The organism is Candidatus Woesearchaeota archaeon, assembly GCA_020854775.1.
Lineage (GTDB): Archaea > Nanobdellota > Nanobdellia > Woesearchaeales > 21-14-0-10-32-9 > 21-14-0-10-32-9.
The window spans coordinates 232305-256948 of sequence record JAHKLZ010000005.1 but is presented as its reverse complement, the minus strand read 5'-3'; the positions used below and the strand labels follow the sequence as shown (position 1 = coordinate 256948).

The window sequence follows — 24644 nt, the reverse complement described above, 5'->3', positions numbered from 1 at the left end:
CAGAAACATTTATAAAAATAAACATTTCATAAACAAACATGCCTGACCTAAATTTTCAACCAGCAAAAGACAAAGACCATGTCTTACAAATGGCAAAATGGGAAATAGAACACGAAGACGTACTACACCTAAAAAACTTATACAAACTAGCACACAACTGGCTTATGACACACAACTTCTTATCAATAGATTCAAATGATGACAAAATAGAAACAATGTACTTCGAAAAAGTACTAGGAAACGGAAACAAAGAACACCACATATGGTGGAGAACACACCACATACCAGACGGAAGCAAATACTTCAAATACTACTTAAAACTAGACTTCCAAACACTAAATATGGGAAAAAAAGAAACAACATACAAAGGAAAAAAACTAAAATCAAACTTCGGAGACGTCATAATGAGATGCGAATCCTACTTAATGATAGACTACCAAAAAAAATGGAGAAAACACCCTATAATGAAATACTTATACAAATACTTCCTAATATACTTCTACAAAGACCAAATAGAATACTACAAAACAGACCTGTGGATAAAAACATACAAATTACAAGACGTCATAAAACAATACTTAAACCTAAAGACGCCTGAACAAATGCCAGAATATTTTTATGACCAAATGACGCCGCCATAAGAATAATTCAAAAACTATAAAAATAAACACAATTCATAAATAGAATAAAAGATGGAAAAAGAGGGGAGAGAAGAGGAAAAAGTAATTGACAAAAGAAATGAAAGACTCCTCAAAAAAAAATTTTACCTAGACAAAATAGGATATGGATTTTCATCAACACAATTCATCAACATACTATTCTCATTCACAGGAGCATCATTCTTCTTAATAGGACTAACTAACGGAATAAAATCATTCCTAAACACACTAATATCAACATTCATAAAAGAAATAACAGAAAAAAGAGAAATCTCAAAAAAAGTAATAAGCATATCGGGACTGCTATTCGGATTCAGCTTTATATTACTATCATTAGCAGTAGTAATAAAACAACCATACTTATTCGTAGCAAGCCTCTTACTAGGAAGCATAGGTGTAGCAACATACGGAGAACTATTCAACAATTTCCTAAATAAATACTCAAAAAAAGGAAAAATACAAAGACTATCATCAAAATCAACATTTAAAGGACTATTCATAGCAGCAGCCTCAATAATATTAGCCGCAGCAATAATAGACTTAGCATTCTTAGAAGGAAAAATCATAACTATAAACATATTAGGACAAACACTAACACAAAACATATACGGATACTTAATAACATTTGAAATAACAGCATTCGCATTCATAATATCATCATATTTATTCTCAAAAGTAAAAATAAAACAAGAATCATTAATACAAGCAATAGACTACAAACAATATTACTTAATACTAATAAACAAATCAAAAACATTCTTCAAAAACAAATATTTACTAGTAATGACAATGAGCATGATACTAGTATCAGTATTTCAATCACTAATAAATTCATACACAGGAATATATGTATACACTCACCTAAAAAACGCGTGGCTAGGAGGATTCATGAACGTAGCAATAATGTATTCCTTAGCGCTAATAGTAGCAATAATAGGACCTGTAATAACATCAAAAATAAACAAAACAGTAGGAATAGTTCCAATGTTCGTATTCGGAACACTACTATTATCTATGCTACCACTAACAATAGTATACAACCCTATGCATTATCCGGCGATGGTCGTAGCAAACAGCTTATCAGTACTAGGCGCCGCACTAATAGGATCAGCACAAGGAACACTATCAGCAAAAGTACTATCAGCAAAAGACAGACAAAACTTTTACTCATCATCAGGATTTTTAAGCTTAATACCTTTCATGATACTAGTAACAGGAGGAGCATACATAGCTCAAACACACGGCTTAAGCTACTTATTTAAAATACTAGGACTAGGAATAATAATACTAGTGGTTCCACTATACTTTTTAATAGTACTCTGGGCCTCAGACAAAGGAAGTGATGCTATATGAACAAACTATCAAAAATAATAAGAAACGTCTTCGGAATAAAAAAAGGAAAAATAAACTTGCTAAAAAGCTTCGACTTAGGATGTGAAAGCCTAACACAACCAATATGCGAAGACATAGATAACGATTCAGAAACAGAAACAATAATAACAAACACCAAAGGAGAAGTCATAGTATTCTCAGAGAATCAAGAAATAAAATGGAAATACGCAATAAAAGAAAAAGTATCAGAACAAGACGCGATGTTCCTAGATGAAGAAAGAACCAACAGCATAAACCATTATCCATTAATAGCAGACATAGAACAAAACGGAAAAAAACAAATCTTGTTCGGAACAGAATTCGGAAAAGTATATGCATTAGATCATAACGGAAAACAAATATGGGCTTACACAACTGAACACCCTATAAGAGGGGGAATAAACAATTTCAAAATAAAAGAAAGCAAAAACACAGGCATAATATTTGGCTCAACAGACAAATATTTGTACTTATTATCCTCAAAAGGAAAACTACTAAGAAAATTACTAAACGATGCACAAATAGAATCAACACCTATAGTAATAAACAACAACATAATATTCGGAGATAATAAAGGAAAAATAAAATCTTTAGATCTAAAAGGAAAAATAAATTGGACTTTTCAAACAAAAGACAAAATAGTATCAAAAGCAATACATACAAAAATGAATGACGGAACAGAAGCAATACTCATAGGAGGGGTAGATAATAATTTGTACTGCTTATCACTAGAAGGGAAACTAATCTGGAAATTTGAAACACAAGGAGCACTATACACAGAACCAGTAGTACTAGACATAAATGACGATGGATTAAATGAAATAGTATTCGGATCAGCAGACGGAAAAATATACGTAATAACGATGCAAGGAAACCAATTATGGAATTATGAAACTGACTTTTGGATAATAGGAAAACCAGTAACAAAAGACGTAGACCAAGACGGCGCAATGGAAGTAATAATAGGATCATACGACAACAACATATACGTATTAACAGGAAAAGGAATATACATAATAGAATACGTACCAGGAGTATCAGGTATAATTGCACAAAACGGTAGCTACTCAGACATACCGAGCAACACACCAGGAGAATTAATAGGTGATAAAATATGGGAATACGGAACCGGAGGATTAGTAATAGGATGTGCGGTAATAAAAAATAAAATAATAGTACAAACCAAAGAAGGAAAAGTACTATGGCTTCATCACGAAGAAGGAAAATAAATAAAATGAAAGAAAAAGTTTATAAAGAACTAACTTTTAATAAAGAGAAGGGGTGAGAACCTAATGTCTGCAGACTTAACAATACAAGATCCAAATCAGATTCGTAGAGTAAAAACATACATAAAAGGACTAGATGAAAACATGCAAGGAGGAATTCCTGAAGGTCACATAGTCTTAGTACATGGCTCAGCAGGAACAATGAAATCCTCGCTATGCTTCAGCATACTATACAACGAAGCAATTCTAAACAAAAAAACAAGCCTATACATATCACTAGAACAATCATGTGGTTCAATACTAAAAAACATGGTTAACATGGGATACGACTTAAAAAAAGTTAACATAGTTCACGTAGATGATTTAACAAACTTCAGCGCGATACTAAAAAAAGTAAAACCTGACCAAGGAAACATCATAATTACGGACGTAGCATGCATAAGAAAACAAGTAAAAGACGTAAAAGTGAGTGAAAATAGAAGCTGGCTAAACGTAGCAAAAAACATAATACTAAGAGCAAAAAAAGAAGTAAACGTAGAACTACTAACATTTGATTCACTAAGAGCATTATACACAGTATCAACATTCGAAAACCCAAGACTAGAACTATTTTACTACTTCGAATTCTTAAGAGACCTAGGAATAACATCTTACTTAGTATCAGAAAGAACATACAACGAAACAGCTGACTCAGCAGTATATGACAGCGAAGCATTCCTATCAGATGGAATAATAGACTTAAGATTAACGCCGTTCAGAAGAAACATAGTAAGAGAAATAAAAATAGACAAAATGAGAGCAACAAATTTTAAACCAGACGTATTCAGCTTCGAATTCAAAAACGGATCGTTCCACGCATTATACGGAGGACAAAACCCGTTACTATAATTTAATTCTAATCTTTTTTTTATTTTTTTATAACAAACTTTTTATATTCATTAAAAAGAAAAATGCTAGAGGTGAACAAAAAAATTGTACGATATAATAACAGTAGGTAGTAACACACTAGATGCATTTGTTCACACAAACGCGGAATTAGTAAAAATACACACAGGAAAAAAAGACAACAAAGAAGACGAACTCTGCTTAGCATATCCTTTAGGCGCAAAAATACTAATAACGAACCTAGAATTTCACATAGGAGGAGGAGGAACAAATACTGCTGCGTCCTTCAAAAGACTAGGTCTAAAAACAGCTTACCTAGGAAAAATAGGTCATGACGAAAACGGAGAAAAAATAGTCCGAGAACTAAAAAAACTAAACATAGACTTCGTAGGAACCTTCGGAAAAAAATCAGGATTCTCGGTCATACTAGATTCAAAAGCACACGACAGAACAATACTAACGCATAAAGGATCAAACGATAACTTCAGATACTCAGAAGTAGATAAAACAAAAATAAAAACAAAATGGTTTTACTTTAGTTCCATGATGAGTTCCAGCTTAGACTTATTAAAAAGCCTGGCTAGATACGCAAGAAAAAACAATATAAACTTAGCGTTCAACCCATCAAATTACTTAGTAATAAAAGGAACAAGCAACTTAAAACCAATACTTCGAGCATCAAACATATTAGTATTTAACAAAGAAGAATCATTCTTATTATCAAAGAAAAAAACAATAGAAGACGCATTCAAATATTTAATAAAAAAAATAAAAAAACAAGGCGTAGTAGTAATAACAGACGGACCAAGAGGAGCATATGCATATGATGGAGAAATACTATTCTACGCAAAACCAAAACCAGTAAAAATACTAGAAACAACAGGTGCAGGCGACGCATTCGCATCAGCATTCACTGCCGCGATAATAAGAGGAGGAAGTATAAAAACAGCATTAAAAGCAGGAATGATACAAGCAGAATCAGTAATAAGATGTTATGGAGCAAAAAACAAATTATTAAATCATAAAGAAATGAATGAAGAACTAAAAAAAGACAAAAGAGAAATAATAATGAAAGAACTCTAATTAAGCTTTATTAACACTACCAAGAACCCTAATTTTCTGCTTAACAAACTCATAAATTGCATCATTAGTAAAACTCAAAATAGTCCTAGGATCATAAACACCAGGATTCAAACTAAGAAATTCTCTTAAAGAAGCATTAAAAACCAATCTCAAATCAGAATCAATATTAACTTTACAAACACCTAACTTAACAGCTTTTCTCAAATCAGAATCAGAAACACCATGAGCATTCTTTAACTTACCACCAAATTTCTGAGTCTTACTAACAACTTTAGCAGGAATAGAAGAAGCACCATGAAGAACTAAAGGCACCTTAACTAAGTCACGAATAGCTCTCAATCTAGAAAAATCAAGATTAGATTTATCCTTAAATTTATAAGGGCCGTGACTAGTACCAATAGCGACAGCTAAAGAATCACAACCAGTAAGCTCAACAAACTTCTTAGCATCAAGAGGATCAGTCAAAAAAGCATTACTAGAACTAACATTAACTTCATCCTCAATACCTTGAAGAGCACCAAGCTCAGCTTCAACACTCGCACCAAATTTTTTCGCAGAAGCAACAACTTTCTTAGTTACAGAAACATTTTCTTTAAAAGACAAAGAAGAAGCATCAATCATAACAGAAGTATAACCATTACTCAAACACTTCTTAGCCCAAAACAAATCAGGACCATGATCCAAATGCAAAGCAACAGGGATCTTAGCTTTTTTAGCAACACTACTAACAATACTTTGAATCTCGTTAATACCAGCATAATTAATAGCACTAGTAGAAGTTTGAATAATCACAGGCGACTTTAATTCTTCAGCAGCCCTAATAATAGCTTTAGTAAACTCCAAATTACTAGTATTAAACGCCCCGACAGCATAACCTTCCCTTTGAGCTTTCTTAAGCATACTCTTAGTATTAACCAACATCAAAATCACCTAAAATGCAAGAGACAAAGCATTATATAAATATTTCCAATAAAAAAACTTCGTAGAATTACTTATTTAACTCGAAAACATGAATTCTACGAGTCAAAGAACCATGAACATAAACCTCAAATTTAAACAACAAAGACCAACCATGATTAAACGCGACACTTTCCAAATCATAAGTGTTAGGAGCACAAACAACGATTCTAGAAGTTAAAGAATTAAAAACATCAAAAAAACCACTAATTAAAGAATCTAAAGAACCATCAAGCTTAGAATTCTTACCATAAGGTAAATCAGTAACAACGCACTCAACCTTTTTATCCCAAGATAAAGCATTCATACAAAACAAATTATCTTTACTATTAAGATTAGCTCTAGCAAGATTAATCATCTTCCACGAAACATCAACTCCTACGTAATTTAAACCAAGAAGCTTAACTTCCTCTAAAATACCTCCAGCACCACAAAAAGGATCCATAACTTCTTTTTTAGCAGAAGCCAAATTAATCATAGCTTTAGCAAGCCTAGGATCAATCCCGCTAGGATGAGGTTTAACTTTCAAATGAGGCCTCCTCAATCTATAAGGGTCTTTGTTAACCCAGATACTCAAACCATAAAACTCATGAATGAAAGAACAAACAACTAAATCAGGCTTAGAAAGACAAATCTTCCCAGACAAACCAGATTCTAAAACAACGTTCGCAACAGTATTAATCAAATCAATATTTTTCTGTTTCAAAAATAATTCAACTTTAAAACAAGAATCAACACCGTGCTTCAAATTAAAATCATTAACAAAACTAATTAAATCAACAGACCATTCAACATTTTTAGAAACAACAAAAGCTTCTTTCGTAAAAGCTAATCTTTTAACACAATTCAAAATATCTCCAGGAACTCCCTTAACAGAAAACACACAAAAATTATCAACAAACAAAATCTCTTCTACTTCAAAATATGTTTTAAAACATAACAATGCTTCAGTCTTGCCTAATTCTAAATTATATTTAGAAAACAACAATCCAATCAAATAAGGCTTCATAGAGTTTACGTGATTGTTATTTTGTTTTAATATTTTCTAAAAAAACTATTGTTTCAAAAATGGAACAATGTTCCAAAATAGAAATATTTATATAGTTTAAGTCGAGATTCAATCAAAATGGACAAAAAAAAGATAATAGAGACTCTATTTGACAAAAAAATAATAAAAATACTGCGATTGTTCATAAATAACTCAGATAAGACTTATTATTTGAGAGAAATATCTAGAATAACAAAAGTTCCCCCAGCATCAACACACAGAATATTGCAACAACTAAAAGACTTAGAGTTAGTTCAAGAAACCAAAGATAGATACTTAAAAACATACTCTTCAATTAAACAAAACATAGACTTATTCTCAGGACTTCTGGAGGATAAAAAATCAGCACTCAAAGAATTTTCGGACTTTATAGCGAATGTAAAAGGAGTGAATACAGTGATACTTCATGGAGAAGAAGAAAAAGATAAAGCAAGTCTATTAATAGTGGGAGAAGAACTAGATCAAACAATAATAAGAGATAAAACTAATGAAATAAAAGAGAAATATAAATTCAATATAATATATTTAATACTTGCTCCAACCCAATACGAACAACTTAGTTCGATGGGATTATATCGCGGAAGAAAAGTAATATTGTATAATTCTTAGACGACAAAAAAAACAAACTATTATTCTATAACATATATTTTGAGAAACTACTATTTATATATACTCAATTCCAGAATAAAAACATTTATATATAACATACCAAAGTAAACTAAGTAATTGAAGTTGAGGGTTAAACAAAACAGAAATTCCTAAATCATCGAAAAACGTTTTTGGCGAGACGGTTTCGACGAACAATCAAACCCTAGCGATTAAATCAAACGTGACCTTGGCGAAAGTCACAACGTGTTCTAAAAGGTACTGAGATGAAAGACTATATAAATGTTTTGCTAGTTGAAAGTATATAAAATAAAATATATATCAAAAAATAACTAACAAATTCTCGGCACCAAAAAAACTTAAACTCCAATAAAAACAGGGCCTTGCTCGATACTGGTCCCAAGCCAGGAAAAGCTTATGCTCAACAAAACAAAAAAAGTGGAGGGGGAAACAAAAAAAATGGAAAAAATAAATGAATACCAACCAGAACTAGACGTAGGACAAGCAAACATCAAAGTCATCGGATGCGGTGGCGGTGGAACAAACATGACAAACTGGCTCTACCTAAAAGGAGTCCAAGGAGCAGAAATCCTAGCATGCAACACCGACCAACAACACCTAAACATCGTAGAAGCAGACAGAAAATTCCTAATAGGAAAAGACGTCACACGCGGACTAGGATGCGGAGGCTACCCAGAAAAAGGAGCAGAAGCAGCACAAGAAAGCCTATCAAGTATTAAAGACGCACTAAAAGGATCAGATATGGTCTTCGTATGCGCAGGAATGGGAGGCGGAACCGGAACAGGAGCAGCACCAATCGTAGCACAAGTAGCAAGAGACATGGGCGCAATCGTAATCGGAACCGTAACAATGCCATTCAAAATAGAAAGAGCAAGAGTAGACAAAGCAGAATACGGCCTACAACAACTAAGAAAAGTATCAGACACAGTAATCGTAATCGATAACAACAGACTAGTACAAATCGCAGGAAACCTACCAGTACAACAAGCATTCGCAGTAGCAAACGAACTAGTAGCAACAATGATAAAAGGAATTGTAGAAACAATAGCGGTACCATCACTGGTAAACCTAGATTACGCAGACGTAAGAACAATCATGACAAACGGAGACGTAGCAGCAATCGGCGTAGGCGCAAGCGACACAGCAAACAGAGTAGAAGAATCAGTAAAAGGAGCACTAAGCAACCCACTACTAGACATCAGCTACGAAGGAGCAAGCGGAGCAATCATCCAAATCCACGGCGGAATGGACATGACCCTAGACGAAATTAGCAAAATAGGAGAACTAGTCACAGAAGCAATGGACGAAGATGCAAACGTAATATGGGGCGCAAGAGTATCCGACGACATGAAAGGAAAAATCACTGTTATGACAATCATAACAGGAGTAAAATCCCCATGGATACTAGGCAAACCAACAGCTAAACACGCAGAAGCAGCAAGACAACAGCTAAGCAGCGAACTAGGCATAGAAATAGTAAGATAAACACAAAAAAGGGCGAAAAGCCCGACCTTTTATTTTCTATTGCCTTCACTTAGCAACCCCCCCAAACAACTTCGTGAAGGCATTTTCTTTTTTTTTATAACAATTTATGACAATTCTAACTATGACTTCAACCCAAATAGAACACTAAAAAGTATTTAAATACTTCAATGCTTTAACCAACAATAATACATATAAAATTAAAAAAAAAACAAAAAAAGGTGAAAATAATGAAAAAAACAAAATACTTACTATTAGCATTATTGTTAATACTTGCTTTAACAATAACAGCATGCACAAAAGAACAAACAAATGACCAAAACGCAAACGATAACGACACAGAAGAACCAATACTAGGCGGAGACACAGATGAATACGGATGCATACCAAGCGCAGGATACACGTGGTGCCCATCACTAAACGAATGCGTCAGAGTATGGGAAACACAATGCCCAGAATACGAAGAATACTACAGAGAACCAGGAATCTGCACAAAAGAATACATGCCAGTAACAGGAGAACTAACAATACCAACACAAGAAGGAGAAATAACAATAATTCAAACATTCGGAAATAGATGCGAAGCAGAAACAAAAGGAGCAACAAACATACAACCACTAAACCAAGAAAAACAAGTAACTAATTTCCAAGAATGTAAAGAAGCAGGCAACCCAATCATGGAAAGCTTCCCAAGAGGATGCATACACCAAGGAGAATACTTCACAGAAGAACTTAACTACGAAGAACTTAACCTTCCAGAAAACAAATATGAAGCATGTGCACAAATAGGCGGAACACCACTACCAGAATTCAACGAATGTGAATACATACCAGAAGATGCCTGCACTTACATAGAAGGTAAATTCTACGAATGCGAATCAGCATGCAGAAACGACCCAGAAGCAGAATTCTGCACACTACAATGCGTACAAGTATGTAAATTCAACTAACCTTTTTTCTTTTTTTATTTCACGATTTTTCTTCTAATCCTAAAATCCTTAATTTCTTGACTAGGCTTTAATCTATGAGTATTCCACTCACTTAGAAGAAGAGAAGAATTAATCAACGCGATATGCGTATAAGCCTGAGGAAAATTACCAATATTCTCCTTCTTATCAATAGTTAAATCTTCAGCGTACAAACCCAAAGGATTACTATAACTACGAAGCTCACTATACATCTTCCTAGCATCATCCTCCAAACCAATCTTATACAAAGCATCAACCAACCAAAAAGAACAAATACTAAAAGTACTACTAGAAACACCAAAATCATCCACGATCTTATACCTATGAACCAAAGAATCAATCCTAAGATGCTTATTAATCATCAAAACAGTGTTAATCAACCTAGGATCATCCCTATCCAAAAAATCATGATAACTCATCTTCAAAATAGAAGCATCAAAATCATCAGAACCATAAAACATAGTAAAACCACGAACCTCTTCATTCCAACCATTCCTAAGAATATCATCCTTAATAGTATCACGAAGAACAGCCCAACTCTCAGCATAAGAAGACTTACCAAAATGTTGAGCAATCTTCATAGCAAAATCCATACCAACATAACACATCAACTTAGAATAAACAAAATGCTGCTTCTGACCACGAAACTCCCAAATACCATGATCAGGCTTCCTCCAATTATTCTTAATTTCCTTAACCAAATACATAAGAAAATCCCAATGCTTCCTCCTAAGCTTACTCTCATACTCATAAAAAATATAATACATATAAATCAAATCAATCAAACTACCATAAATATCATTCTGCTTCTGCTTATAAGCAGCATTACCAATCCTAACAGGCTTACTACCCTTAAAACCATCTAAATGCTTAAGCAACTTCTCAGTTAACTTAGTCTCACCACGAATACCATACATCAACTGCAAAGACTTCTTCTTCTTCAAAGAATTATTAAACATGAACTCAATAAGCTTCTTAGCCTCATAATCACGACCAATCTTTTTAAAAGCACTAACAGTAAAAGCAGCATCACGAACCCAACAAAAACGATAATCCCAATTCCTAACAGAACCAACCTCCTCAGGAATACTAGTAGTAGGCGCAGCCACAATAGCACCAGTCTGAGAATAAGTCAACAACTTCAAAGTAATCGCGCTACGAATAATAGCATCACTATTACCGGAAGGAATAACCAAAGTAGAAACCCAACGCTTCCAATAACTAATAGTAGAACTAGCCAACCTCTTCAAATAAGAAACATTAATACCGTCTGAAGAATCAGCACCAACAACAAAATAAAAAGTCTTATCCAAAACAAAAGAATCATTACGAAGCAAAGAATCATAATCAACATTAGAACACAAAGCAACACTATCCTTACCAGCAGAACTAACAAGCAAACCATCATAAACAGAATTCTTAACTTTAAAACGAGCATAACCAGGCCTAGGATTATACACAAAACTAACTTTAGACTTACCACGCAAAGGAATAACTAAACGAACAAAATAACTCTGACGAAACAAACCAGTCTTATTATTAGGAAGAATCTTACGATACCTAGGAAAAAAATCCACAACCTTAAAAGAAGACTTCTTAGAACGAAAAAAAGTCTCTAAAACAGCAGTATAACCATCATAACTCTGAGAAACCTCGTAATCACCCTCAGGAATAACTTCAAAAGAACCACCATTCTTTTCATCCAACAATTTACCAAAAACACTAGGACTATCAAAATCAGGAAAACACATCCATTCAACAGATGCATTATTAATTAAAGCACAAGTCTTACAGTTTCCAACAATACCATGATTTAACATAAAAAAACTAAAGAAACTAATACTTATAAAATTTACGGGTAAAAAACACCAACTTTTTATTAAACAAAAGAATACTAAAAACAATGCAAGACATGATAACTAAGGAAATCAAAAAAAACCTAGAAAAACAAGGATACAGAACCGCAGGAAGTCACAGCGCAGTCAAAATATGCGGATGGACAAAGAAAACAATACTGGGAAAAGGAACTTGTTACAAACACAAATTCTACGGAATAAACACGCATCAATGCTTACAAATGACGACTAGCATGAGCTGTGCGAACAGATGCGTATTTTGCTGGAGAGACTACAAATCACCAGTATCAAAAGATTGGATATGGAACATAGACGAACCAAACAAAGTACTAGAAGAAGCAAAAGAAGCACATCATAAACTACTAATAGGATTCTTCGGAAACGACAAAACAGACAAAAAAGCATTAAAAGAATCAAAAAAAATCAAACACGCAGCACTATCACTGACAGGAGAACCAATAAACTATCCCAAAGTAAACGAATTAATACAAGAAATGCATAAACAAAGAATATCAACATTCCTAGTAACAAACGGACAAAACCCAGAAAGCATAAAAAAACTAGGAAGAATAACACAACTATATCTAAGCGTGGACGGAGCAGACAAAGAAACACTACGAGAAACAGGAAAACCATTATTCACAGATTACTGGGAAAGACTACTAAAAAGCCTAGAAGAACTAAAAGAAAAAAAATACAGAACATGCATCAGGATAACATTAATCAAAGGAATGAATGATAAAAACCCAGAAAAATACGCAGAACTCATAAAAAAAGCAGAACCAGACTTCGTAGAAGTAAAATCATACATGTTCATAGGCGCATCTAAAGAAAGACTAAAAAAAGAAAACATGCCGACACACACCGAAACAATGAAATTCACAGAACAAATACAAAAACACTTACCTAACTACGAATTAATGTCAGACCATAAACCATCAAGAGTAGCACTATTAACACACATAAAACACAAAATACGAGGAAAATGGAAAACCTGGATAGACTTCGAAGCATTCTTCCAAGAAAAACAAGAATACAATACAGACACACCAAAAGAAAACATAATAATAAAATAAAACAACAAAAAAATCAAACAATTTCCCAAGACTCAACACGACCTTCTATCAAAACAAACAAAGGATGAGAAAAACTTTGCAAATCCAACAAACTTAACTTTTCAAGTTCTTCCAAAGAAAAACTAAGCTCAGAAGGACTCCTAAACAAGATTTTCTTATACAAATGCTCAAATTCAAATAATAATTGATCCCTATTAAGAAAAATTAAACCAGAATAATCTTTGCAAACCCTTTCAAACTTAGAAATATCAAAATTAAAACCTCGCCTCTCAGATTCCAAGAACAAATAATACAAATAAGAATTAATAACTCCCAAAGAATAATCACAATTCTTAAACCTAATAAGCTGAGGATGATTCTTATAACCCTTAGTCTTACCCTCTAAAACGTGCTTAGCCAACAAAGTCTCACGCCAACAAGCCACCAATCCTTTAGAATCCAAAAACCTAGGATGAACACTCCAAATCCTCATAAAAAACAAGAAAAACCTTACTAATTATAAAAATTATTATAAATCAACAAAAAAAACTAATAACATGCTAGATTTATTAAAAAAGAAAACCAAAGTCATACTAGACACCAATTTCTTATTCATACCAGGAGAACTAGGCATAGATGTATTCACAGAAATAGATAAAATAATTCAAGAACCCTACGAATTATGCGTTATGGAATCCACGATACACGAATTAGAAAACATCCTAAAAGAAACAGCCAAACAAAAACAAGGACTAAACGCTAAACTCGCATTAATACTTATAAAACAAAAAAACTTAAAAACAATCAGAAGTTCCTTCACTGAGTACGCAGACGATTCTATAATCGAGTATACTGCACAAAATCCAAAAACAATCATCGCGACGCAAGACAAAGACTTAAGAAACAGAATAAAAAAAATACCAGCTCGCATAATCAAACTTAGACAAAAAAAATACCTGGAAATGGGGTGAAAAACTAAATGTTTTATAAAATAAAAGTAAAAGATTTCATAAGAATAGCACCTGACAAATTTGCTACTGACCTAGAAGAAGCAATGATAGTAGAAATAAAATCAAAATATGAAGGACACATATCAGAAGAACTAGGAATAGTAATAGACGTGCTAGGTGTAGAAAACATAGAAGACGGAACAATAATACCTGGAGACGGAGCAACGTTTTATGAAACAGAATTTTCACTAATAACATTCATTCCAGAAATGCAAGAAGTAATACTAGGAACAATAAAAGACATAGCTGACTTCGGAGCATTCATAAACATAGGACCTGCAGAAGGAATGATACACATAAGTCAAACAATGAACGACTTCGTAAGCTTTAACAAAGAAAAAACATTACTAGGAAAAGAAACTAAACGCGTACTAAAAGTAGGAGACTTATGCAAAGCAAGAATAATAAGCATATCTTACAAAGACGTATCTAACCCTAAAATAGGACTCACAATGAGACAAGACGGCCTAGGAAAAGACGAATGGAACAAAGAAGAACCCAAAAAAAACAAAAACAACCAAGAAAGGTGAATAAACATGGCAGTAAAAAGAGAAGTATGCAAAAAAACCAAGAAATTCTTAGACGATCCTAACTTCAAAGAACACAAAGTGTCAGCAGGAACATCAACTAACTGGCAAGGAAGAATATACGTGGTAAACCCTGAAAAATCAGAAATAGCAAAAATAATGGGCTTAGAAGAACAAGGAGAATACGCAATAAAAGTAAGGTAGATAAAAAATGGACATCAAAATAATAAATGAAAAACAAGCAATAATACCAAGAAAAGAAATAACACTAGAAGTGACATTCGAAAAATCAACACCAAAAAGATTAGACTTAAAAAAAGAAATAGCAAAAAAAACAAAAAACAAAGAAGAATTGCTAATACTAAAAAAAATATTAACGGATTACGGAAAAAGAACAGCAAAAATCACGGCTTACGCGTACAAAGATGAAGAAACACTAAAAAAAATAGAATACTCAAAAGTCATAGAAAAAAATACGCCTAAAGCAGAGAAAAAAGAAGAAACAGAAGAAAAACAAGAATCACCGAAACCCGAAGAAGAATCAGAAGATAAAAAAGAATAATTCATAGAGGAATAAAAAAATGGCAGCAAAAAAGAAAGGCGGAAAACCAGCACCAAAACAAACAAAAGAAAAAGCAAAAAAAGAAACTCAAAAAATACATAAAGTATACGAAGTCGCAGGAGAAGACGCAAAAAGAAAAAACAAATTTTGCCCAAAATGCGGACCAGGAACATTCATGGCGAACCACAAAGACCGCTCCTCATGCGGAAAATGCGGATATATGGAAAAGAAATAATTTCTTTCAACCTTTTTTTAATTTACTTATTCAATAAAAACACAAACTAAAAAAACAACAACACATTTCTAAAAACAACATGGTAATATACACAAAAAAAGGAGACCAAGGATACGCATCCACACTAAAAGGAAACAAAATCCCAAAGAACCATGAAATAATACTCATAACAGGAAAAATAGACTCATTACAAAGCGCACTAGACTCAACAAACGTGATAATAACGAACCAAGAAATAAAAAAAATAATTCAAAAAATACAAGAAAAACTCTGGCAAACAGTAGGAGAAATAAGCAACCAAGGACTCTCAGAAATAATAAAAAAACCAATAACAGAACAAGACATAACAGAACTAGAACAACACATAGATAATCACCACCCAGAAAACACATACTTCATAAGATTCACCAAAGAAACATCCACGCGAATAAACGAAGCCAGAGTAAGAACCCGTGAACTAGAAACAATGCTAACAAAACAACTACTAGAAAACAAAATCAGACCAGAAATATACAAATACATAAACAGATTATCCGATTTATTATACGCGTTAGCATGCAAAGAAGAAAAATCATAATTCTACAATTACACCCTCAGGCCCGGGATTAATAAGAAGAACACCATCAAGATTACAAACCAAACCAGAAGTCTCATGAATATGACCAGAAACAACAACCAAAGGCTTACTACTCAAAACAAATCTCTTAATACTATCATTACCAACAAAAACACCTTTCTGAATTTCATCAAGACACGTCTCAAAAGGAGGAGCATGAGTCACAAGAATCACACGAGAAAAATCACTAATATTCAAACCAGAAACAAAACGCTCAAAATCTTTATCCTGCAAAGAAAAACCACCACCACCCCAACCAACTAACTGAAAACCATTAAAATCAACAACATCCCTATGAAAAAAAACAACGTTCTCTAAAGACTTACAAACCCTACGAACCTCTGACTCATCCTCGTGATTACCATGAACAACAAACACGGACTTACCCCAAGAATTCATCTCCCTCAAAGTACTAACCAAACCACTACCCCAATTAGTGAAGTCACCCGCACAAACAACGAAGTCAACATCCTCTGATTTCTCACGAAGCAAAACAAGATCCTTACGAGGATTATGAATATCAGAACACAATAAAACTTTCATAACAAAACAGATTAAATAACTTATTTAAAAATATTAACTTTTATTTATTTAAAAAATTCAATAACAAAATCTTTCATTAAATCAGCATAAATGAACAAGTCTTCTTCCCATATCCACTCATTAACTTGATGAGCCACACCTTCCTTAGGAAAACAATAACCAACAGCAGGAATACCTGCATGAACAAGTTTCTTACAATCAGTTCCACTATCAAGACCAGTAAGAATAGGATTAAAACCATGTTTTTGAGCAACAGATCTAAGCAAAGAAATACTTTCATGATCCTCATTAACTTCAGAAGGAACAGTATATGATTTAACTCTAAATTCAAAATTATCTCCTGCAATATCTTTCAATTCAGAAAGAATTTCATCAACGCTTTGATTAACAACATACCTAATATTAATAGTTGCTTCACAAACACTCGGAACAACATTATTAGCAAAACCACCATTTATTTTAACAAAAGATAAAGAAGGCGGTGTAAGATACTTATGAGGATCATGATTCAATTCATAACTAGAAAGCTTAACAATAAAACTAGCCATTTTATCAATAGGATTATCACCATCTAGATGAGTATAAGCGCTATGAACTTGTTTACCTTTAGCAATCACACCAACATTTAAACTACCTCTTTCAGCAACCATTATTTTATTAAACTCACCAGGGGTATCAGCAACAATAGCAAAATCAGCATGAATAAGATCTTCACGTAAAAGATATTTCAAACCATTAGGACCACTTTTTTCCTCATCAGAAGCAAAAAGAATTTGCAATTCACCATCAAAGTTTTCACTTTTAAGACTATCAATTAAAATTAATAAAGAAACTAAAGGACCTTTATTATCAGCAACACCTCGCCCGATAAGCTTCCCATTTTGTTCAGAAAGAACAAAAGGATCAAACTCCCACACGCCACTACCTTCAACAACATCCATATGACAAACTAAAAGAAGCTTTTTCTTACCAGAACCAATCTTAGCAATAACATTAGGACGTTGCTCATCCAAAAAATGAACATCATAACTAACATTAATAGAATTTAAAAAATCTTTAATAACATCAGCGACTAAATACTCATCTTTCAGCACGGATTTCTTAGAAACTATTTCAGCTAATAAATTAATATAAAATTCTTTTTTTTCCTTAGTAATATTCGAAATCATAATCTTGAACTCACATCATTATATAATAAATTTATCGATTCAGAATTAGAACCAACAAATAAACCAATAAAAGAACCATTAGTATCTAAAAGAGAAATATCATAAGGAATAAAACTAGCATCGGCATCAGAACCAGTATAAAGAACATCTTTAGTTAAATCTTTCAATTCATTAAAAGTCATAGGATTAGTCTTAATTGCACGAGTTTTCCAAGTAGAAAAATCCTTGCCTGTTCTATCAATAATTCCTCTAGTAAATGTAGATCCATTAAAACGAGCATTATTCTCAATTAAAAAATGAGAAAAATCATTATGCAAATAATCCAAACCAAAAACACCAACATATCCTTCATTTTTCATCAAATTAGCAACAACTAAAGAAGATTCTAAAGAAGACAAACCATCTTTATTATGAATGCTATAATCATTACCAATATGAGAATTATTAACTATGATTTGCTTAGAAAAACCAAGAAAATAAATATCGCCGCGTTTATCAATAAACCATTGATCATTTGTTTCAAAATCTTTATTGAAATATTCTTCAGCTAAAAAATCACCTTTATTAGAAATTAAAGAAACAATTTTTTTAATATTATTTTTATCAACAAAATAAGTATCTCCTCCTGCAGAAGCAGAAACAGGTTTAACTATTAAAGAACCAAAATCATTAACATAATTTTTAAGCAAAGAATCAAAATCATTATTAGAATAAATTAATTCACTTCTCAAAACAGGCAAATTAGCTTTAGCTACAACTTCTTTAAAAGAACTTTTATTATAATATTTAAGCGTGGTAACAGGATTGCCTCCTAACAATTCCAAATCTAAACTATGCGCAACCAAAGGTTCATCATTAACAGTCATTAACGGAACAAATTTTTTAGTTCCATAAAAACTATGAATGTAATTTTTTAAAGAATTGATATTAGAGTTGTTAATTATGGCGGTCATCAAAGGAGTTCCTTTAGAAGCATTTAATTCAAAAATATTATCAGTGCCTAAATCAACAGAACGAAGCCATTCATAATATTGCTTATTAACTGATTCAGTCACAATGACTATGTCTGAAGTTTTAGCCATTGGTAAAACTCTTTCAGTTTTTTTAGAAACAAAAGGCTTTCTTTTAACAAGAGTGGTATCTGGTTGAGATAAAAAATCAACAGCATAAACAGCTATGTCAGCATCTATCAAATCCCTAAATTTATAAGTCTTCATTTTCTAATCCTTAGAATATTTGTAAGGCGTAATTCCGTGAGTTGATAAATAATTATCATCATAAAAATTAGTGCCGTATCTAAACCCATCATCGGCTAAAATCAAAACAACATTAGAGCCTGACTTAAAAGTATTAAACAAATTCTTAGCTGCGTGAATAACACTTCCTGCGGAAGCTCCTGATAAAATAGATTCTTTAACAGCTAAATCTCTTGCTGCTCTAAAAGCATCAGAATCACTAATTTTATGAATCTCTGAAATAACATCAGGATCATAATTCTTAGGAATAATACTTAAACCAGGGCCTTGAATTAAATAAGGTTTGTATTCCCCTCCTGAAATAACAGAGCCTTCAGGCTCTATACCTATAACTCTTAAATCAGGATTTTTTTCCTTTATGTACTTCGCAGAGCCTCCTAAGTGGCCACAAGTACCAATAGCGCCAATTAAAACATCTACTTTACCTTCTAAATCATTCATTATTTCAGGTCCTGTTGATTTATAATGCGCGCGAAAATTATCTTCGTTATGATATTGACAAGGAGTCCAAGAATTAGGAATTTCATTTAATAACTCACGCACTTTAAGAATCCTAGTAGGTTGATACGCGCCTTGTTCATCTGGTTTGTCTACAATGATTAATTTAGCGCCATATGCTTGAAGAATATTTCTTTTTAAAGAATCCGTTTTAGGATCAATAACTAATATGACTTCATATCCTTTTTGAGAACCTATTGCTGCGAGACCATAACCTAGATTCCCAGAAGTTGATTCTATAATAGTCATACCAGGTCTTAATTCACCTTTTTCTTCTGCGGCTTCAATCATGCCTAAAGCTGATCTGGCTTTCATGCTACCAGTTAAATTAAAAGATTCTAATTTTCCGAAGATATTAGGTCCTTGATCTGAGAATATTTTTCTCAATGGAACCATCGGTGTATTTCCAATCAAACTTAGAACATTATCAACATAAGTCATTTTTTGTTAATCTCCCTAATATTTTTTATGATTATTGAAAAATAAAACATCTATATAAATCTTTTGAAAAAAATCATGATTTTTTGGTTTCTTTTAAATTTTTGAAGTAGTAAAAATGAGACTATATCTTTATTGAAGTATTTTTTTCATTATTAAAAGCATAAAAAATTCAATAAAAAGTATTTTTTTTTTAAAAATAAGCTTTTTTTAGCCTTTTTTTGTCGATATTAACAAACAGAATTTGTGAACCATACCAGTATACTAAAACGTATACAAAGCGAAACATTTATATATTAGTTGCGTTATATAAGTGAGTTATGGTAATATTATTTGACCAATATAACATGCCAGAAAACATATTCGAAATAATATTTTCGACGAGCCAACAAGTAATTGTAGCAAATATGTTAATGGAAGAAATGAAAATGAGAGGAGGAGAAATCGGAAAAACTGAAATGAGTATGTTCGCAACCGCCCTTCACGATGGAATAATACTAGAATCAAAAGAACAATCACCTTTACTAAGAAAAAAACCAGTAAGTATATCATACAACAAAAGACAATTTTACGATAGAATACTAACGCCTATGAAAACAATGGGAATGATCGACTACGACTTATACAAAAAAACCTATAAGTTAAGCGAAAAACTAAACAAAAACATGATGAAAGTCGGACTAATGTGGTTACAAGAACTGAGAAAACCACCAAAAGCATTCACAATAAAACAACAAACCAAAAAATAAAATTTAAAGGGGCTCCTAGAACAATTCTAACCACCCTCCCCTTCAGAACTCTGGGAGCCCATTCTTACCCAACCGGGAATTTAAAAATAAAATGAAATAACTTATTTAAAAACATTTCCATTTTCTAAACAAAATAATTAGAAACCTTTAAATATGCACACATCACAAACAAATACGTAAAAAAGAGGGATTTACACAATATGGGTGAAGAAACTATACAAACAGAAGTAGATAGGCTCATAGATATTTTGAAAACCAAAAAGAAAGTAGAATTAAGCAAACTAGCAAAAGAACTAAAAGTATCAGAAGATATAGTGCAAAACTGGGTAGATTTCTTAGTAGAAGAAAAAATAGTCGCCATGGACTATGATTTAACAAAACCAACAGTATCAATAATAGAAGACGAATCGAAAACAGGAAAACCAAATGAAAACGAAATTCAAAATTATAAAAAGAAATTCCAAAATGACGCAACAAAACAAGGAAACGTAGAATTCTTATGGAAACAACACATCTTAGAAAATTTAGAATCTATGAAAACATTTTTTTATTCAGAAGCAGAAACAAGAGACTTAGAAAATATAGACCAATTATGGGAAGAATTTAAAACAAAGGTAATACAATCATGAACTCAAAATCAGAAGCGGAACTAGAAAAATTCCTAGAACGAAAAATAATAGAATTCTTAGATCTAAAAAAATCAATGAAAAACACAAATAACGAAATGCAAGACTTTGAAGAACTAATAAAACAAAATAAAATCACTGAAGCAAGCAAAATATTAGAAGATGCCATAGAAAAATTCAACAGACTAAACCCTAACGATGTATACAGAGAAATAAACTTTAACAAAATAATAGAAATGGTAAGAATAGTATCAAAATTAACAAAAAACAACGAAAAAAATAGACTAACAGAAGATGTGTACATGCTTATAAAATCAAAACAACTAGAACAAGATCCTACTCTGAATATAACTGTTTTTGATGAAAGAAAAGAACAAGAAAGAAAAGAACAAGAAATAATACAAGAAAAACAAAGACAAATGGCAGGAGAAATAGAAAACCAAATGATGGAAATAAACAAAAAATTATTTGTCAGCATAAGAAAAAAAGATTTAAAAAACGCAATAATGCAATATAGAGAACTAAAAAAGAAATTCGAAGAATACCCGCCGATGTTAGTAGAAAGTAAAGCCGAACTATACAATGACTTACTCGCATTCTATATGAGAATAAAAAATCTCAAAGAAGAAATAAAAAATTTGCCAAAAAATACAAAGCATGAAATAGAGAAACCTGTAATAAAAGAAAATCACTTAAAACTAGAAGAAATACAAGAAATAGTTAATCAAATACAAAAAGATACCAAAGAAGAAAAATTCACAGAAGCAAAAACGAAAATATTAGAACTAAAACACAAAATAAGTCTAATCCCGGAAAACTATATAAACATAAAAAAGAAATTAGAATACATAGCAACATCGCTAATAAAAAAAATAGAATTTGCAAAAAGAATGCAAAATCAAATAAACACAAAAAAGAGGCTAACAATTGAGACCTAAGAAAATAATCCAAAAATATTCTATAAACAGTAATGGCATAGATGTAGAAGTAGAAATATATGAATCAGAAGACAAATACGTTCCAACCTACGCAATATCTATAATGAACATTACACCAACAACAAAATTAATACTAGACAAAATAAGAGAAGAATTCGTATCAAGCCTAGACTACGAAGAATTAGAACAACAAAAACAAGAAAACATAGACGATCTAAGAAAAAAATTCACACTAAGCATATCAAGACTAGTAAAAAAATATTTCCCGAAATCAGATGACAAAACAAAAAACACACTAATAAATTATTTACTAGAAGAAAATCTAGGATTCGGAAAAATAGACATATTACTAAAAGATGCATACTTGGAAGAAATAGTAATAAATAATCACTCAGAACCAGTATGGGTATATCATAAAAGACACGGATGGCTAGAAACAAACATAACAATATTCACAGAATCAAGAATAAGACACTACTCAACCATGATAGGAAGAGACGTAAATAAAGAAATCACGGTGCTAAATCCATTAATGGACGCACACTTAAAAACAGGAGACAGGGTAAACGCGACTTTAGCACCAATATCAACAAAAGGAAACACAATAACAATAAGAAAATTCGCAGAAGATCCTTGGACCATAATAAAATTCATAGAAATGAAAACAATATCGCCAGAAGGCGCAGCGCTAGTATGGATAGCAGTACAAAACGAATTATCAATACTGATAGCAGGAGGAACAGGATCAGGAAAAACAAGTATGTTAAACGGCATAAGCAATTTCTTACCACCAAATCAAAGAATAATAAGCATAGAAGATACAAGAGAACTAAAACTATCATCTTACTTACACTGGGTACCACTTGAAACAAGACTACCAAATCCAGAAGGTAAAGGTGGAATAACAATGCTTGACTTATTAATAAACAGTTTAAGAATGAGGCCTGACAGAATATTCGTAGGAGAAATAAGAAGAAAAGAAGAAGCACAAGTACTATTAGAAGCAATGCACACAGGACACTCAGTATACGCAACAATACACGCAAACAACGCGGATGAAACAGTATCAAGACTAACAAATCCTCCAATAGATATACCAAAAGGAATGATTTCATCATTATCTATGATACTAGTACAAAACAGAAATAGAAGAACAGGAAAAAGAAGAACAATACAAATAGCAGAATTAACAAGAGCAGGAGAACCAAGAGTGTTGATGCAATATAGTGCAACAACAGACAAATTAGAAAAAGTAAATGATTCACAAGAAATATTCAAAATAATATCACTATATGCTGGAATGACAACACAACAAGTCCAACAAGAATTAGACGTAAAAACACAAATACTAAAATGGTTACTAAATAAAAAAATAAGTTCAATAAATGAATTAGGAAAATTCATGGCGGACTATTACACTGGAAGAATAAACATAAAAACTTGATAATTATGAATATATCATCAAAGCTCGTAAATAAATTTCCTCAACTAAAAAAAGAGTTGAGAATGGCAAAAATAGATAAAAAACCAAAAGAATACATAAAAGAAAGCTTCAAAAAAACAATAATATTCAGCATAGGATTCACAGTACTCGTATTCTTCATATCAGAAAGCATTAATCTACCACTAATATTATTACCAATAATATTCATTATTTTCATGTTTATCTTTTTTAATTTTAATATAACATCATTAAAAGGAAGAATAAACAAGAGAAAAAAAGAAATAGATAGAGATGTATTATTCGCAGGCAAATATTTACTAGTAAAACTAAACAGCGGACAACCACTAGTAAATGCGTTAATAGATGCATCAAAAAGTTACGGAGTAGCCAGCACATACTTTAAAGAAATAGTAAGAGAAATAGAACTAGGCAAATCAATAGAAGAAGCATTAGATAACGCAACAGAATATAACCCATCACAAAAATTCAAAAAAATACTATTCCAAATAAACAACGCACTAAAAATAGGAATAGATGTAACAAAATTCTTAGAAGCAACACTAAACGAAATAGCGGACGAACAACTAATAGAAATAAACAGATACGGCAAAAAACTAGGAAGCGTAACACTATTTTACATGTTGCTAGGAGTAGTAGTTCCAAGCCTAGGCCTGACAATAACTGTAGTAATCGTGAGCATGGCGAACCTAAACGTAGATATGGTCATGTTTATGGTATTTCTATTCTTCCTAGCAATATTACAATTAATATTCCTCGTAATATACAAATCAATAAGACCAAACATAAACATATAAA

General features: G+C 32.1%; 28 protein-coding genes. 20 read left to right on the top strand and 8 right to left on the bottom strand.

Features of this window, described 5'->3' with window-relative positions; translation table 11 throughout:
* Positions 1-38 precede the first annotated feature (38 nt).
* The 5 genes from KO361_01990 to KO361_01970 all read left to right on the top strand — a co-directional run bounded on the left by KO361_01990 (position 39) and on the right by KO361_01970 (position 5224).
* Positions 39-641, top strand: a complete 603-nt coding sequence (locus KO361_01990; protein MCC7574336.1) for a hypothetical protein — start codon at positions 39-41, stop codon at positions 639-641.
* A 51-nt stretch (positions 642-692) separates the two neighbouring features.
* Positions 693-2012: a hypothetical protein gene (locus tag KO361_01985; GenBank protein ID MCC7574335.1), complete on the top strand. Its 1320-nt coding sequence runs from the start codon at positions 693-695 to the stop codon at positions 2010-2012.
* A complete protein-coding gene (locus KO361_01980; GenBank protein ID MCC7574334.1) occupies positions 2009-3259 on the top strand; it encodes a PQQ-binding-like beta-propeller repeat protein in 1251 nt (416 codons plus the stop codon). Before KO361_01985 ends, KO361_01980 begins: the two co-directional genes overlap by 4 nt.
* Positions 3260-3322: 63 nt before the next feature.
* Positions 3323-4144, top strand: a complete 822-nt coding sequence (locus KO361_01975) for a hypothetical protein (GenBank protein MCC7574333.1) — start codon at positions 3323-3325, stop codon at positions 4142-4144.
* Positions 4145-4228: 84 nt separating this feature from the next.
* Positions 4229-5224, top strand: a complete 996-nt coding sequence (locus KO361_01970; GenBank protein ID MCC7574332.1) for a carbohydrate kinase family protein — start codon at positions 4229-4231, stop codon at positions 5222-5224.
* Here KO361_01970 and fba read toward each other — a convergent pair whose 3' ends face one another.
* Both fba and KO361_01960 read right to left on the bottom strand, forming a co-directional pair.
* The gene (gene fba, locus KO361_01965; GenBank protein ID MCC7574331.1) at positions 5225-6145 is read right to left on the bottom strand and encodes a class II fructose-1,6-bisphosphate aldolase; all 921 of its coding nucleotides are present in this window, start codon (positions 6143-6145) and stop codon (positions 5225-5227) included.
* A gap of 67 nt (positions 6146-6212) precedes the next feature.
* Positions 6213-7190, bottom strand: coding sequence for a hypothetical protein (locus KO361_01960; protein MCC7574330.1), 978 nt, complete (start codon positions 7188-7190; stop codon positions 6213-6215).
* 117 nt (positions 7191-7307) lie between these two features.
* Between KO361_01960 and KO361_01955 the strand changes: the two genes are divergently transcribed.
* From KO361_01955 to KO361_01945, 3 genes are all read left to right on the top strand, one after another.
* The gene (locus tag KO361_01955) at positions 7308-7838 is read left to right on the top strand and encodes a helix-turn-helix domain-containing protein (GenBank protein MCC7574329.1); all 531 of its coding nucleotides are present in this window, start codon (positions 7308-7310) and stop codon (positions 7836-7838) included.
* Positions 7839-8294: 456 nt separating this feature from the next.
* Positions 8295-9341, top strand: a complete 1047-nt coding sequence (gene ftsZ / locus KO361_01950) for a cell division protein FtsZ (GenBank protein MCC7574328.1) — start codon at positions 8295-8297, stop codon at positions 9339-9341.
* A 227-nt stretch (positions 9342-9568) separates the two neighbouring features.
* A complete protein-coding gene (locus KO361_01945) occupies positions 9569-10288 on the top strand; it encodes a hypothetical protein (protein ID MCC7574327.1) in 720 nt (239 codons plus the stop codon).
* Positions 10289-10302: 14 nt separating this feature from the next.
* On the opposite strand, the gene KO361_01940 is transcribed toward KO361_01945, so the two are convergent.
* The gene (locus tag KO361_01940; protein ID MCC7574326.1) at positions 10303-12126 is read right to left on the bottom strand and encodes a glycoside hydrolase family 15 protein; all 1824 of its coding nucleotides are present in this window, start codon (positions 12124-12126) and stop codon (positions 10303-10305) included.
* 83 nt (positions 12127-12209) lie between these two features.
* Here KO361_01940 and twy1 point away from each other — a divergent pair, with 83 nt between their 5' ends.
* Positions 12210-13238 carry a 4-demethylwyosine synthase TYW1 gene (twy1, locus tag KO361_01935; protein ID MCC7574325.1) on the top strand — a complete coding sequence of 343 codons (1029 nt, stop codon included), beginning with the start codon at positions 12210-12212 and terminating at the stop codon, positions 13236-13238.
* A 13-nt stretch (positions 13239-13251) separates the two neighbouring features.
* On the opposite strand, the gene KO361_01930 is transcribed toward twy1, so the two are convergent.
* Positions 13252-13710: a pyrimidine dimer DNA glycosylase/endonuclease V gene (locus tag KO361_01930; protein MCC7574324.1), complete on the bottom strand. Its 459-nt coding sequence runs from the start codon at positions 13708-13710 to the stop codon at positions 13252-13254.
* Between the two features lie 64 nt (positions 13711-13774).
* Here KO361_01930 and KO361_01925 point away from each other — a divergent pair, with 64 nt between their 5' ends.
* From KO361_01925 to KO361_01900, 6 genes are all read left to right on the top strand, one after another.
* Positions 13775-14188 carry a hypothetical protein gene (locus KO361_01925; protein MCC7574323.1) on the top strand — a complete coding sequence of 138 codons (414 nt, stop codon included), beginning with the start codon at positions 13775-13777 and terminating at the stop codon, positions 14186-14188.
* A gap of 8 nt (positions 14189-14196) precedes the next feature.
* Positions 14197-14757: a DNA-directed RNA polymerase gene (locus KO361_01920; GenBank protein MCC7574322.1), complete on the top strand. Its 561-nt coding sequence runs from the start codon at positions 14197-14199 to the stop codon at positions 14755-14757.
* Positions 14758-14763: 6 nt separating this feature from the next.
* Positions 14764-14958, top strand: coding sequence for a DNA-directed RNA polymerase subunit E'' (locus tag KO361_01915; protein MCC7574321.1), 195 nt, complete (start codon positions 14764-14766; stop codon positions 14956-14958).
* Between the two features lie 7 nt (positions 14959-14965).
* A complete protein-coding gene (locus tag KO361_01910) occupies positions 14966-15316 on the top strand; it encodes a hypothetical protein (GenBank protein ID MCC7574320.1) in 351 nt (116 codons plus the stop codon).
* A gap of 19 nt (positions 15317-15335) precedes the next feature.
* A complete protein-coding gene (locus tag KO361_01905; GenBank protein MCC7574319.1) occupies positions 15336-15551 on the top strand; it encodes a 30S ribosomal protein S27ae in 216 nt (71 codons plus the stop codon).
* A gap of 79 nt (positions 15552-15630) precedes the next feature.
* Entirely contained in the window at positions 15631-16128 is a 498-nt protein-coding gene (locus KO361_01900) for an ATP:cob(I)alamin adenosyltransferase (protein MCC7574318.1), read from the top strand.
* Here the strand turns inward: KO361_01900 and KO361_01895 are convergent.
* The 4 genes from KO361_01895 to KO361_01880 are packed head-to-tail and all read right to left on the bottom strand — an operon-like array spanning position 16123 to position 20029.
* Positions 16123-16710, bottom strand: a complete 588-nt coding sequence (locus KO361_01895; protein ID MCC7574317.1) for a metallophosphoesterase — start codon at positions 16708-16710, stop codon at positions 16123-16125. The two genes, KO361_01900 and KO361_01895, sit on opposite strands and share 6 nt — an antisense overlap.
* A 44-nt stretch (positions 16711-16754) precedes the next feature.
* Positions 16755-17879 carry a M20/M25/M40 family metallo-hydrolase gene (locus KO361_01890; protein ID MCC7574316.1) on the bottom strand — a complete coding sequence of 375 codons (1125 nt, stop codon included), beginning with the start codon at positions 17877-17879 and terminating at the stop codon, positions 16755-16757.
* Positions 17876-19096, bottom strand: coding sequence for a hypothetical protein (locus KO361_01885; GenBank protein ID MCC7574315.1), 1221 nt, complete (start codon positions 19094-19096; stop codon positions 17876-17878). Before KO361_01885 ends, KO361_01890 begins: the two co-directional genes overlap by 4 nt.
* A gap of 3 nt (positions 19097-19099) precedes the next feature.
* Positions 19100-20029 (bottom strand): cysteine synthase family protein, encoded by a 930-nt coding sequence (locus KO361_01880; GenBank protein ID MCC7574314.1) that lies wholly within the window; start codon positions 20027-20029, stop codon positions 19100-19102.
* A gap of 362 nt (positions 20030-20391) precedes the next feature.
* Between KO361_01880 and KO361_01875 the strand changes: the two genes are divergently transcribed.
* From KO361_01875 to KO361_01855, 5 genes are all read left to right on the top strand, one after another.
* Positions 20392-20820, top strand: coding sequence for a hypothetical protein (locus tag KO361_01875; protein ID MCC7574313.1), 429 nt, complete (start codon positions 20392-20394; stop codon positions 20818-20820).
* 200 nt (positions 20821-21020) lie between these two features.
* The gene (locus KO361_01870) at positions 21021-21449 is read left to right on the top strand and encodes a hypothetical protein (protein MCC7574312.1); all 429 of its coding nucleotides are present in this window, start codon (positions 21021-21023) and stop codon (positions 21447-21449) included.
* Positions 21446-22384, top strand: coding sequence for a hypothetical protein (locus KO361_01865; GenBank protein ID MCC7574311.1), 939 nt, complete (start codon positions 21446-21448; stop codon positions 22382-22384). Before KO361_01870 ends, KO361_01865 begins: the two co-directional genes overlap by 4 nt.
* Entirely contained in the window at positions 22374-23828 is a 1455-nt protein-coding gene (gene tadA, locus KO361_01860; GenBank protein MCC7574310.1) for a Flp pilus assembly complex ATPase component TadA, read from the top strand. The genes KO361_01865 and tadA overlap by 11 nt, the downstream gene beginning before the upstream one ends.
* Positions 23829-23833: 5 nt before the next feature.
* Positions 23834-24643 carry a type II secretion system F family protein gene (locus tag KO361_01855; GenBank protein ID MCC7574309.1) on the top strand — a complete coding sequence of 270 codons (810 nt, stop codon included), beginning with the start codon at positions 23834-23836 and terminating at the stop codon, positions 24641-24643.
* Position 24644: the final 1 nt, after the last annotated feature.